This window comes from Pseudomonas glycinis (assembly GCF_054871425.1).
In genome coordinates this window covers 67412-79633 of sequence record NZ_JBTYHF010000002.1, presented here as the reverse complement: position 1 = coordinate 79633, position 12222 = coordinate 67412, and the positions used below count along the sequence as shown (strand labels likewise).

Below are 12222 nucleotides of genomic sequence, written 5' to 3'. Positions count from 1 at the left end.
TCGCTCAGATAGTCGAGCTTCCGGCCGTTACAGAGACCGTGTGTGATCTGGATCACATTGTATGGGCTTGGCCGCACTTTGCAGGCACAATGCCATCTCTTTGCTATGACGGGTCGGAGCTTACCCTTGCCGCGTTCTTCCGCTGTGCGTTTCAGCCATTTCCTGCCATCACTGCTGTTATTGCTTGCGGGGCTGGCGGCTGCGTACGTCAAAGACCTCAGCGTATTCTTCACATCGCTGTTCAACGTCCTGCCGACATTGGTTCTGCTCCTCGGTGGCGCGTATTGCGCGGTGTACCGACGTCAGCGCGAACTGTTTCTGATGCTGACGGTGTACATCGCCTACTTTCTGCTGGACACCCAGACCGATTTCTACCGCGACAACGGCAAGGTCCGCGAAGACGCTGCGGTGGTGTTTCATCTGGTCTGCCTGCTGCTGCCGTTGTTGTTCGGATTATTCGCCGCATGGCAGGAACGTACCCATCTGTTTCAGGACATGGTCGCGCGCTTTGCCGTGCTGCTGGCATTTGGCAGCGTGGCGCTGGGACTGGAGCAAAGTTACCCACAGGCGCTGCTGCTGTGGTTGTCGGAGATCCGCTGGCCGGCGCTGCACGGGGCATGGATGAGCCTGATCCAGTTGTCCTATCCGGTGTTCATCTCGGCCTTCCTGCTCCTGGCCTGGCAATACTGGCGCAACCCGCGCCCGCTGCACGCGGCGCAACTGGTCGGCTTGCTCGGGGTGTTCTGGATGCTGCCGAAGACCTTCATTCTGCCGTTCACCCTGAACATCATGTGCAGCCAGGTGATGCTGATGATCGCCGCCGCCGTTGCGCATGAGGCCTATCAAATGGCCTTCCGCGACGAGCTCACCGGCCTGCCGGGACGACGTGCGCTCAACGAACGCATGCAGCGACTGGGGCGCAACTATGTCCTGGCGATGAGCGACGTCGATCACTTCAAGAAATTCAACGACACCCACGGCCACGATGTCGGTGATCAGGTGCTGCGGCTGGTCGCCAGCAAACTGTCGAAAATCAGCGGTGGCGGTAGGGCGTATCGCTACGGCGGTGAGGAATTTGCCTTGGTGTTTGCAGGCAAAACCCTTGAGGAGTGCATGCCGCACCTGGAAGTGATCCGTGAGTCGATTGCGTCTTACAGCATTCAGTTACGCAACCAGGAAAACCGCCCGCAGGATGATCAGCAAGGGCGCCAGCGCCGCAGCGGTGCCGGGGCTTCGGCGGTGTCGGTGACGGTAAGTATCGGCGTCGCCGAACGTGTCGAGCAGCGCACTCCTGAAGAAGTGCTCAAGTCCGCCGACCAGGCGTTGTACAGCGCCAAGGGCGCCGGGCGTAACTGCGTCATGGCGTTCGGGCAGAACCGCCGTGGCGCGGTGCGCATGGACGCTGCTGCGGGTTGAGTGATGACGGCGCATTCAGCGCCTGCACAGTGATTGTCGCGCGTGGTGGCCAGCAGTAGGTTGGAGGAATCTGCTGACGGAGAAGCCACCATGCCCGAGTACAAAGCTCCCCTGCGCGACATGCGCTTTCTGATCGATCACGTCTTCGACTTCCACTCCAGCTACGCCAGTCTCGGCGCGCATGACGCCAGCCCGGACATGATCAGCGCGATCCTCGAAGAAGGCGCGAAGTTCTGCGAGAACGTGCTGGCCCCGCTCAATCGCAGCGGCGATGAAGAGGGCTGCCATTTCGACAACGGCGTGGTGACAACGCCTACAGGCTTCAAGCAGGCCTTCGCACAATATGTCGAGGGCGGCTGGCACGGTTTGGCGGCTGATCCCGCTTACGGTGGCCAAGGGTTGCCGAGTTCGCTGGGACTGGTGATCAGCGAAATGGTCGGCTCCAGCAACACGTCCTGGGGCATGTACCCCGGCCTGACCCACGGCGCGATGTCGGCGATCCACGCCCACGGTACCGCCGAGCAGAAAGACACCTACCTGAGCAAACTCACCGCTGGCCAGTGGACCGGCACCATGTGCCTGACCGAAGCCCACTGCGGCACCGATCTGGGCATCATCAAGACCCGCGCGGTGCCACGGGCCGACGGCAGCTACGCGATCACTGGCAGCAAGATTTTCATTTCCGCCGGCGAGCATGACCTGAGCGACAACATCATCCATCTGGTCCTGGCCAAACTCCCGGACGCACCGGCCGGAACCAAGGGCATTTCCCTGTTTATCGTGCCCAAGTTTCTGCCCGATGCAGCAGGCGAAGCGGGAGAGCGCAATGGCGTTTCCTGCGGCTCGATCGAGCACAAGATGGGCATCAAGGCTTCAGCCACCTGCGTGCTGAACTTCGATGCCGCCACCGGTTACCTGATCGGCGAGCCGAACAAAGGCCTCAACTGCATGTTCACCATGATGAACCACGCGCGGCTCGGCACCGGCATGCAGGGGCTGTGTCTGGGCGAGGCGAGTTTTCAGGGTGCGATCAAGTACGCCAATGACCGCCTGCAGATGCGCGCGCTGACCGGCGCCAAGGCCCCGGAAAAACCTGCTGACCCGATCATCGTCCACCCCGATGTGCGGCGCATGTTGCTGACCATGAAAGCCTTCAACGAAGGCAACCGCGCGCTGACCTATTTCACCGCGCAGATGCTCGATGTCGCGCACCTGAGCAGCGACGCCGAGGCGTGTCAGGAAGCCGAAGACCTGTTGGCGTTCCTCACGCCGATCTGCAAGGCGTTCATGACCGACACCGGGCTGGAAGTGACCAATCACGGCATGCAGGTATTCGGCGGCCACGGCTTCATTCGTGAGTGGGGCATGGAGCAACTGGTGCGCGATTGCCGGATTGCGCCGATCTACGAAGGCACCAATGGCATTCAAGCGCTCGACCTGCTTGGGCGCAAGGTGCTGGGCAGTCAGGGCAAGCTGCTGCGCGGCTTTACCAAAATCGTCCACAAGTTCTGCGCAACGAACGCCGACCACGCGCAATTGGGCGGCTTCGTCGCGCAACTTGACGGGCTCAATCAACAGTGGGGCGACCTGACCATGAAGGTCGGCATGGCCGCCATGAAGAACCCGGACGAAGTCGGCGCCGCATCGGTGGATTACCTGATGTACAGCGGCTACATCATCCTGGGCTACCTGTGGCTGCGCATGGCGTTGGTTGCCCAGGCACAGCTGGAGGCGGGCGAGGGTGAGGCTGATTTTCTCAAGGGCAAACTGGCGACGTGCGAGTTCTACTTCAAGCGCTTGTTGCCGCGTACGGCTGCGCATCAGGCAGCGATCGAGGCGGGCAGTGATTGTTTGATGAATTTGCCGGCGCAGGCTTTTGCTTTGTAGGGCAGATCGAAAGATCGCAGCGATCTTTTGCCGGTGACCAAAAATAACAAATCAGTCACCGGCTGACCCTATGTGTCGCAAAAGTTGTTGAGGTACACTCGGGCTCAGAAAATATCATTCCACGAACCACCTGTTTAGATCTTGCGAGGTTTGCCATGGCTGACTACAAAGCGCCGCTGCGCGATATGCGCTTCGTCCTCAATGAAGTGTTCGAAGTCGCCAAACTCTGGGCCGAGCTGCCGGCGCTGGCCGAGACCGTCGACGCCGAAACCGTTGAAGCGATTCTCGAAGAGGCCGGCAAGGTCACCAGCAAAAGCATCGCGCCGCTGAGCCGTGCCGCTGACGAGGAAGGTTGCCATTGGGCGGACGGTGCCGTCACCACGCCGGCCGGTTTCCCACAGGCTTATCAGACTTATGCCGAAGGCGGCTGGGTCGGCGTCGGCGGTGACCCGGCCTACGGCGGCATGGGCATGCCCAAAGCCGTGTCGGCGCAGGTCGAAGAAATGGTCAACTCCGCCAGCCTGGCGTTCGGTCTGTATCCGATGCTGACCGCCGGCGCCTGCCTGTCGATCAATGCGCATGCCAGCGAAGAACTGAAAGCTGCGTACCTGCCGAACATGTACGCCGGCATCTGGGCCGGTTCCATGTGCCTGACCGAGCCGCACGCTGGCACCGATCTGGGGATCATTCGCACCAAAGCCGAACCTCAGGCCGACGGTTCCTACAAGGTCAGCGGCACCAAGATCTTCATCACCGGCGGTGAACACGACCTCACCGAGAACATCATTCATCTGGTACTGGCCAAGCTGCCTGATGCCCCGGCCGGTCCGAAAGGCATTTCGCTGTTCCTGGTGCCGAAGTTCATGGTCAATGCCGACGGCAGCCTAGGTGCGCGTAACCCGGCCAACTGCGGGTCCATCGAGCACAAGATGGGCATCCAGGCCTCGGCGACCTGCGTGATGAACTTCGACGAAGCCGTCGGCTATCTGGTCGGCGAGCCCAACAAAGGCCTGGCGGCGATGTTCACCATGATGAACTACGAGCGCTTGGGCGTTGGCATTCAAGGCCTGGCTACAGGCGAGCGCTCTTATCAGAACGCTGTTGAATATGCGCGCGATCGTCTGCAGAGCCGTTCGCCGACCGGCGCGCAGAACAAGGACAAAGTCGCTGACCCGATCATCGTCCACCCGGACGTGCGACGCATGCTGCTGACCATGAAAGCCTCGAACGAAGGCGGCCGTGCGTTCTCCACGTATGTGGCGATGCAACTGGACACCGCCAAGTTCAGTGAAGACGCGACCACCCGCAAGCGCGCGGAAGATCTGGTGGCGTTGCTGACGCCGGTAGCGAAAGCCTTTCTGACCGACCTGGGTCTGGAAACCACTGTCCACGGCCAGCAGATTTTCGGCGGCCACGGCTACATCCGCGAGTGGGGCCAGGAGCAACTGGTGCGTGACGTGCGCATCACCCAGATCTACGAAGGCACCAACGGCATTCAGGCGCTGGACCTGGTCGGGCGCAAGATCGTTGGCAGTGGCGGTGCGTTCTACCAACTGTTCGCTGACGAGATCCGCCATTTCACGGCAACCGCCAGTGCTGATCTGGGCGAGTTCACCAAGCCGTTGAACGATGCCGTCGACACCCTCGACGAGCTGACCGCGTGGCTGCTGGACCGGGCGAAAAACAATCCGAACGAAATCGGCGCGGCCTCGGTCGAATATTTGCAAGCGTTCGGATACACCGCTTACGCCTACATGTGGGCGTTGATGGCCAAAGCCTCGCTGGGCAAGGAAGCGCAAGATGATTTCTATGCGAGCAAGCTGGGCACCGCGCGCTTCTATTTCGCCCGCCTGCTGCCGCGTATCCACTCGTTGAGCGCGTCGGTCAAAGCCGGTAGCGAATCGCTGTTCCTGCTGGATGCGGCACAGTTTTGATCCTGTAGACGTCATGTAAGCATTTGCTTACGTGACGTGCTGCTGTTCTCCCATATCCGTATATTGGATCCACGGCTAATCTACATTTCATGGACGTCGCGCAGGAAGCGCAAAGTAAACAACACGGACACGTAGGATTCTGCCAGGGTGGCGGAGTGAAATGGATGTCAGGGAAACAGTCTGCAAAGCCCCGCTTCGGCGGGGTTTTCTTTTGCCTGAAGGAAAGTTTCAGGCAAGCGGATCGAGAGGCGGCTTCATTTCGCGATCGATCACCTCTTCAAGCAATGTCCGCAGCAATGCCAACGAGGCCTGCTGGCGTTGCACATCACGGCACACCAGGCCAACTTGCAACGGCACCCGTGGCTCGCTCAGCGGTTTCCACAGCAGATCTTCATCGTCGTATTCCTTTTGCGAACGTCCCGGTAGCACCGTTGCCAGCCTGGTGTGCGGCAGGCTATCGAGAATCCCCAACATATTGTTCAGCTCGGCCTGCACCTGCGGGCGTCGACCGAGGCTGGTCAGTTGTGCCTGCCAGATCTGCCGAATCTGAAACTCCTCACCGAGCAGCAGCATTGGCAGCTCAGCAGCTTGGCGCATCGAGACTTTCTTGAACTCGCGCAAGGGATGGTCTGCCGGGATCACCAGCGTCAGTTCATCTTCATACAGCAACACCCCGTGCAGACCGGGTTGGCGCGGTGGCAGATAGCTGATGCCGATGTCTAGCGAACCATTGAGCAGACGCCGTTCGATTTCCAGGCCCGTAAGTTCATAGATCTGCACCACCAGATGCGGCTGCGCCTTGCGCACACGCTCGAGCATTTGCGGCACGAGGCTGGTGTGCACCGTTTGCAACACACCGATCGCCAGGGTGCGCAACGCCTGCCCCTTGAAATTACCCAACGCCTCGCGCGCCCGCTGCAAGCCATCGAGCAACGGCAGCGCGTGGTTGTACAGCGTGTGCGCAGCGAGGGTCGGCAGCAGGCGTTTACTGCTGCGCTCGAACAGGGTGACGTCGAGATTCTGCTCCAACTGACGGATCTGTTGCGACAGCGCCGGTTGCGAGATCGACAAGCGCTCAGCCGCACGGCCGACATGGCCTTCTTCGTAGACCGCGACGAAATAACGCAGTTGTTTGAAATCCATAAGTAGCGCTTATCGAAATGGCTGAAAAATCGAAATGGCCTGAAGCCGTTTGCGCGCCTAGTCTAACCGCATTCACAAGGCTTGCAGGGCCAGAAAGCGTGACGAATTCCATTTGCTACGTTAGTGCTTACATAGGCAGTTCAAAAAACCTCAAGCGAGGTTTTTCCGCATGAATCTGTTCAGTTTGCGGCGCCAGACGCCGAGTCTGGATGACCTCTGCTTCGAGGCGGGGCCATCCGCTATGACCGACCAGCTCAATGCCCAACGCCTGATGCCCAGTGTCGAGCGGCCGCATCAAGTGTTCGTTCGCGGCCAGGGTTCCTGGCTGTGGGACAGCAATGATCGCGCCTACCTCGACTTTTCCCAGGCCGGCGGCGCCAACAGCCTTGGCCACAGCCCCACAGCGCTGGTCAAAGCCATCGCCAATCAGGCTCAGGCGCTGATCAATCCAGGCTGCAATCTGCATAGTCGCGGCATGTTCAGCCTCGCCGAACGTCTGTGCGCCAGCACGTCCAGCGATCAGGCATACCTGCTCAACAGTGGCAGCGAGGCTTGTGAGGCGGCGATCAAACTGGCGCGCAAATGGGGCCAACTGCATCGCGGTGGCGCTTCGCGGATCATCGTGGCGCAGCAGGGTTGCCATGGCCGCAGTCTGGCGACGGTCGATCGAGTGCCATTCAACGACCTGCCGGCGCTGCATGCGGCGGTTGATGCGCAGACCGTGGCAATCATGCTGGAGCCGATCCAGAGCGATGCCGGGGTTATTCCCGCGACCGAGCACTACCTCAAAGGGGTCGAGCGACTGTGTCGTGACCTGGGCATTCTGCTGATTCTCGACGAAGTGCAAACTGGTCTGGGCCGCTGCGGCAGCTTGCTTGCCGAACAGTCCTACGGGATTCGCGCCGATATCGTCGTGCTCGGCAAAGGCCTCGGCGGCGGCTTGCCGCTGGCGGCCTTGCTGGCGCGAGGCAAGGCCTGCTGCTTTGCCACCGGCGAGCTGAGCGGCACCCATCACGGCAACGCCTTGATCACGGCGGCCGGTCTGGTGGTGCTCGACAGCATCCATGACCGAAGCTTCCTTCAGCAGGTCAACGACAACGGCCAGCACCTGCGCGAAGGCCTGGCGCGACTGGCGCACCGCTACGGTCACGGCGAGTTGCGCGGCCAAGGCCTGTTCCATGGGCTGACGCTGTCCGACGAATGCGCCGACGCCGTCGTTCACGCTGCACTTCACGAAGGCCTGATATTGAACGCCGCGCAGCCTGACTGCCTGCGCTTCACCCCCGCCCTCACTGTCAGCAAAGCGAACATCGACGAAATGCTCCTGCGCCTGGGCCGCGCCTTCTCGCGAGTGCGCACCGCCCAATTGCAATGCCGCAAGGGCATTGCCGTCTGAGCTGAGGTGCCCCAACCGATTACCCGAACCGTCTCGCGGTATAACGCACGCCCCACGCCTGATTCTTTTGGCGTGGGGCGTTTTTTTGTGATGCTGGCGATCAAATAGCAAGCGTAATGAACCCTGACGAACGGCGCAGGTCGATTAGCTTGTATGGCTCAAGTGAGCCAACCCCCATTGAGGAGCTGCCCCATGGATTTCATTCGTATCATCATCGCTATTCTGTTGCCGCCACTGGGCGTGTTTCTGCAGGTCGGGTTTGGCGGGGCGTTCTGGCTGAACATTCTGCTGACGTTGTGCGGCTACATTCCGGGGATCGTGCATGCGGTGTATATCATCGCCAAGCGTTGAGTACGGCGGCGTCTGATCAATAGCTATCGCGGGCAAAAAGCCCGCTCCCACAGTGTTATGAGTGATCACAATTTTTGTGTACACCAAATAACCTGTGGGAGCGGGCTTGCCCGCGATTGGAGCGACGCAGTCTCAAAGTGAGGGCTCAGTCAACCAGTCCCATCACCCGCCGATAAAACGTCCACTCCTGCTCCAGTGCATGCGCCTGGTTGGCCGCGCGACGAAAGCCGTGACGTTCGTCAGGGTAGTAATGCGCTTCGACCGGGATGCCGTTGTGCTCCAGCGCCGCGACCATGTCGCGGGTCTGTTGCGGCACGACCACCGCGTCCAGTTCACCCTGGAAGAAAATCACCGGCACGCGAATATTGTCTGCGTGCAGCAATGGCGTGCGGGCGGCATAGCGTTCGGCATCTCCCTCGGGATCGCCGATCAGCCAGTCCAGATAATCGCCCTCGAACTTGTGCGTGGCCCGTGCCAAAGCCACCGGATCGCTGACGCCATAGAGGCTGGCGCCTGCGCGGAAAACCTGCCTGAACGCCAGTGCGCACAATGTGGTGTAACCACCTGCACTGCCACCGCGAATGAACGCGCGGTCACCATCGATCAGACCTTGGTCAGCGAGATAACTCACCACCGCGCAGGCATCCTCGACATCCACCTCGCCCCAGCGCAGATGCAGCGCTTGCCGATATTCGCGACCATAGCCACTGCTGCCGCGATAGTTGAGGTCGGCGACGGCAAAGCCGCGCTGCGTCCAGTACTGGATGCGCGGATCGAGGATCGGATAGCACGCCGACGTCGGGCCGCCGTGGATGAACACCACCAGCGGCGGTTTCGCTTCACCGCTCATGGCCGGGTAAAAGAAACCGTGCGCCTCGCCGGAGCCGCTCGGATAACGCAAGGTCTGCGGACGGCTGATGCGTTCGGCGGGCAATGGAGCCACGCCGCCAGCGAGGATTTTCACGGCATGCGAGACACGATCAATGGCAATCACTGCTGACGGGCTCACCGGCGTTGCGGCAATGCAATAGATGAACTGTTGATCCATCGCCAGGTGGCGGAAGCGGCTGTAGTCGCCGCTGAAATCTTCATCGCCAAGGGCCAGGCGACCGAAACCATCCTCGCTCCAGCTGGCTAAGAATTGATCACCGACAGGCAGCCACGTGCAGCCGCCCAGTTGCCAGGGCGCAGGCGCGTGATCGGCCTCGGCACTCGGTAGCGCGTGCAAGCCATCGGACGTTTCGACCCATGGCTGCCAGTAGCCGCCACGATCTGTCAGGCAGTAGAGCCGGCCGTCGGCGTCGAAACGCGGCTGCTGGATCGACTCCTCGATCTGCTCGCCGGCAATACAACGAGGCGCAGAAAAATCACCTTCCGCAATCATCAACCGCGTCGAGGTCCACGGCTGATGCGGTCGGCTCCACTCGATCCATGCCAACCGCTGGCCGTCGGGGCTCAGCGTTGGCGACGCGTAGAAATCAGCACCTTCGGCCAGCACCTTGCGCGTGCCGGTCGCCAGATCAATCGCCACCAGGCGATGTCGATCCTGCTGCTCTTCGACCGCCAACACCCGGCCAGCGGCGAATTGCAGATCGCCGTAGCGGCAGTCAGTCGACGTCAGCGCGACCGGCTCGCCATCCAGCGCCTGCTGATACATCTGCTGATCCGCTTCATTGACGAAAACCACCCCGTCAGGCGTCAGACAAAACGCACCACCGCCATATTCGTACACGCGGCTACGCACGCTGAAACCGTCCGGCGTCAGACGTTTCGCCATGCCATCGCGCCAATGCCAGATTCTGCACGCGGCGTCCTCGGGGCGATATTCATTCCACAACACGCCATGGGCGCCGAGCTGCAGTTCGGCGAAGTCGGTTCCGGCGGCGACGGCCTGGGCGGCGCTGAAAGGCTCAGCCCTTGGCGATGAGGCGTGAGTTTCGTTCATTGCGAAAGGCCAATTGTTCGATGGTTTGAGTGGCGCTCTCGGCTTCTTCGCGGGCCTTGAGGATCACGCCATGATGTTCGGACTTGCTGCACACCGGGTCGGCATTACTGGCATCACCGGTGAGCATGAACGCCTGGCAGCGGCAGCCGCCGAAGTCTTTTTCTTTCTCGTCGCAAGAGCGGCACGGCTCGGGCATCCAGTCGTAACCGCGAAAACGGTTGAAGCCGAACGAGTCATACCAGATGTGCTGCATGCTGTGCTCGCGCACGTTGGGAAACTGCACAGGCATCTGGCGGGCACCATGGCAGGGCAGGGCGGTGCCGTCCGGGGTGACGGTCAGGAAGATGCTGCCCCAGCCGTTCATGCAGGCTTTCGGGCGTTCTTCGTAATAGTCCGGAGTGACGAAAATCAGCTTGCACGGATGCCCTTCGGCTTCCAGCTTGGCCCGGTATTCGTTGGTGATGCGTTCGGCGCGCACCAGTTGCTCCCTGGTCGGCAAAAGACCGACACGGTTGAGCTGCGCCCAGCCATAGAACTGGCAAGTGGCGAGTTCGACGAAGTCAGCCTCCAGCGCAATGCACAGTTCGATAATGCGGTCGATCTTGTCGATGTTGTGCCGATGGGTGACGAAGTTCAGCACCATCGGATAGCCGTGGGCCTTCACTGCGCGAGCCATTTCCAGCTTTTGCGCAAAGGCCTTTTTCGAGCCCGCGAGCAGGTTGTTCACTTGCTCGTCGCTGGCCTGAAAACTGATCTGGATGTGATCAAGCCCGGCCTTTTTGAAGTCGCTGATTTTCTGCTCGGTCAGGCCAATGCCGGAGGTGATCAGGTTGGTGTAGAAACCCAACTGCCGCGCTTCACGGATAAGTTCGGCCAAGTCCTGACGCACCAGCGGTTCGCCGCCGGAAAAGCCCAATTGCGCCGCGCCCATCTCCCGCGCTTCGCGGAACACCTTGATCCATTGCTCGGTGGTCAGCTCTTTGCCCTGCTCGGCGAAATCCAGCGGATTGGAGCAGTACGGGCATTGCAGCGGGCAGCGGTAGGTCAGCTCGGCGAGCAGCCACAGCGGCAGGCCGACTTGCGGTTTGGCCGGCAGATCAGCCAAGGGTGAGCCAGTGTTGCTCACGGGCAACCTCCATGAATTGCTCGACGTCGTCACCGAGCTCGGGCACGCCGGGGAACTGCTTGTCGAGTTCGGCAATGATTGCCGCGACATCGCGCTCACCGTCAATCAGGCCGCCAATCAGCGCGGCCGTTTCGTTGAGCTTGATCATGCCTTCCGGGTACAGCAACACATGGCCCTTCTGCGCCGGTTCGTACTGGAAGCGATAGCCCGGGCGCCAGCTCGGCACTTTGCTGCGGTCGAAACTCATAAGATGATTCCTTTATGCCAGACCCGTTGTTCGGTCACGCTGTGATACGGCGGACGGTTCAGTTCATAGGCCATGCTCATGGCATCGAGCATGCTCCAAAGAATGTCCAGTTTGAACTGGAGAATTTCCAGCATGCGCTCCTGGCCTTCGCGGGTCTTGTAATGCTCAAGCGTGATCGCCAGCCCATGCTCGACGTCACGCCGCGCCTGACCGAGACGGGTGCGGAAGTATTCGTAACCGGCCGGGTCGATCCACGGATAATGCTGCGGCCAGCTGTCGAGGCGCGACTGGTGGATCTGCGGCGCGAACAGTTCGGTCAGCGAGCTGCTTGCCGCCTCCTGCCAACTGGCGCGACGGGCGAAGTTGACGTAGGCATCGACAGCGAAACGCACGCCGGGCAGCACCAGCTCCTGAGAACGCAATTGGTCTGGGTCGAGGCCAACAGCCTGGCCCAGACGCAGCCAGGCTTCGATGCCGCCATCTTCACCGGGTGCGCCGTCGTGGTCGAGCAAGCGCTGAATCCACTCGCGGCGGATTTCCCGATCCGGGCAATTGGCAAGGATCGCCGCGTCTTTCAGGGGAATGTTCACCTGATAGTAGAAGCGGTTGGCGACCCAGCCCTGAATCTGCTCGCGGGTCGCGCGGCCTTCGTACATCGCCAAGTGGTACGGGTGGTAGATGTGGTAATAGGCGCCTTTGGCGCGCAGGGCCGCTTCGAATTCGGTGGGGGACAGCGGGGTGTCGTTCATGTCTGTTCTCCGGGAACAACCCTGGAAA

At 60.8% G+C, this 12222-nt stretch carries 10 protein-coding genes; 5 read left to right on the top strand and 5 right to left on the bottom strand.

Going from position 1 to position 12222, the window contains the following annotated elements; translation table 11 throughout:
• Window positions 1-126: 126 nt before the first annotated feature.
• The 3 genes from ACYSTU_RS04430 (at window position 127) to ACYSTU_RS04420 (ending at window position 5237) form a co-directional block, all read left to right on the top strand.
• On the top strand, window positions 127-1416 hold the full coding sequence (locus tag ACYSTU_RS04430) for a GGDEF domain-containing protein (RefSeq protein WP_024014563.1): 1290 nt from the start codon (window positions 127-129) through the stop codon (window positions 1414-1416).
• Window positions 1417-1506: 90 nt separating this feature from the next.
• Window positions 1507-3303 carry an acyl-CoA dehydrogenase C-terminal domain-containing protein gene (locus ACYSTU_RS04425; protein ID WP_136493067.1) on the top strand — a complete coding sequence of 599 codons (1797 nt, stop codon included), beginning with the start codon at window positions 1507-1509 and terminating at the stop codon, window positions 3301-3303.
• Window positions 3304-3458: 155 nt separating this feature from the next.
• Window positions 3459-5237: an acyl-CoA dehydrogenase C-terminal domain-containing protein gene (locus tag ACYSTU_RS04420; protein ID WP_016772869.1), complete on the top strand. Its 1779-nt coding sequence runs from the start codon at window positions 3459-3461 to the stop codon at window positions 5235-5237.
• Window positions 5238-5465: 228 nt separating this feature from the next.
• Here the strand turns inward: ACYSTU_RS04420 and ACYSTU_RS04415 are convergent, their stop codons facing one another.
• Window positions 5466-6380 (bottom strand): LysR family transcriptional regulator, encoded by a 915-nt coding sequence (locus ACYSTU_RS04415; RefSeq protein WP_122705714.1) that lies wholly within the window; start codon window positions 6378-6380, stop codon window positions 5466-5468.
• Window positions 6381-6549: 169 nt separating this feature from the next.
• Between ACYSTU_RS04415 and ACYSTU_RS04410 the strand changes: the two genes are divergently transcribed.
• Both ACYSTU_RS04410 and ACYSTU_RS04405 read left to right on the top strand, forming a co-directional pair.
• Window positions 6550-7776, top strand: a complete 1227-nt coding sequence (locus ACYSTU_RS04410; RefSeq protein ID WP_498996312.1) for an aspartate aminotransferase family protein — start codon at window positions 6550-6552, stop codon at window positions 7774-7776.
• 192 nt (window positions 7777-7968) lie between these two features.
• Entirely contained in the window at window positions 7969-8127 is a 159-nt protein-coding gene (locus ACYSTU_RS04405) for a YqaE/Pmp3 family membrane protein (protein ID WP_003228885.1), read from the top strand.
• A gap of 145 nt (window positions 8128-8272) precedes the next feature.
• Here the strand turns inward: ACYSTU_RS04405 and ACYSTU_RS04400 are convergent, their stop codons facing one another.
• From ACYSTU_RS04400 to pqqC, 4 genes are read right to left on the bottom strand one after another with little or no spacing between them, the layout of a single operon-like run.
• Complete coding sequence (locus ACYSTU_RS04400; RefSeq protein ID WP_498996308.1) at window positions 8273-10072, bottom strand: alpha/beta hydrolase family protein; 1800 nt, start codon at window positions 10070-10072, stop codon at window positions 8273-8275.
• Entirely contained in the window at window positions 10038-11198 is a 1161-nt protein-coding gene (gene pqqE, locus ACYSTU_RS04395) for a pyrroloquinoline quinone biosynthesis protein PqqE (protein WP_498996305.1), read from the bottom strand. Before pqqE ends, ACYSTU_RS04400 begins: the two co-directional genes overlap by 35 nt.
• A complete protein-coding gene (pqqD, locus tag ACYSTU_RS04390) occupies window positions 11170-11445 on the bottom strand; it encodes a pyrroloquinoline quinone biosynthesis peptide chaperone PqqD (protein WP_016772874.1) in 276 nt (91 codons plus the stop codon). The genes pqqE and pqqD overlap by 29 nt, the downstream gene beginning before the upstream one ends.
• Window positions 11442-12194, bottom strand: coding sequence for a pyrroloquinoline-quinone synthase PqqC (gene pqqC / locus ACYSTU_RS04385; RefSeq protein WP_110603572.1), 753 nt, complete (start codon window positions 12192-12194; stop codon window positions 11442-11444). Before pqqC ends, pqqD begins: the two co-directional genes overlap by 4 nt.
• Window positions 12195-12222: the final 28 nt, after the last annotated feature.

Excerpts from the sequence above, each read along its gene's own strand:
- ACYSTU_RS04420 (WP_016772869.1), top strand. The coding sequence starts at position 3,459 with ATGGCTGACTACAAAGCGCCGCTGCGCGATATGCGCTTCGTCCTCAAT.
- pqqD (WP_016772874.1), bottom strand. The coding sequence starts at position 11,445 with ATGAGTTTCGACCGCAGCAAAGTGCCGAGCTGGCGCCCGGGCTATCGC.
- ACYSTU_RS04405 (WP_003228885.1), top strand. The coding sequence starts at position 7,969 with ATGGATTTCATTCGTATCATCATCGCTATTCTGTTGCCGCCACTGGGC.
- ACYSTU_RS04415 (WP_122705714.1), bottom strand. The coding sequence starts at position 6,380 with ATGGATTTCAAACAACTGCGTTATTTCGTCGCGGTCTACGAAGAAGGC.
- ACYSTU_RS04400 (WP_498996308.1), bottom strand. The coding sequence starts at position 10,072 with ATGAACGAAACTCACGCCTCATCGCCAAGGGCTGAGCCTTTCAGCGCC.
- ACYSTU_RS04425 (WP_136493067.1), top strand. The coding sequence starts at position 1,507 with ATGCCCGAGTACAAAGCTCCCCTGCGCGACATGCGCTTTCTGATCGAT.
- pqqC (WP_110603572.1), bottom strand. The coding sequence starts at position 12,194 with ATGAACGACACCCCGCTGTCCCCCACCGAATTCGAAGCGGCCCTGCGC.
- ACYSTU_RS04410 (WP_498996312.1), top strand. The coding sequence starts at position 6,550 with ATGAATCTGTTCAGTTTGCGGCGCCAGACGCCGAGTCTGGATGACCTC.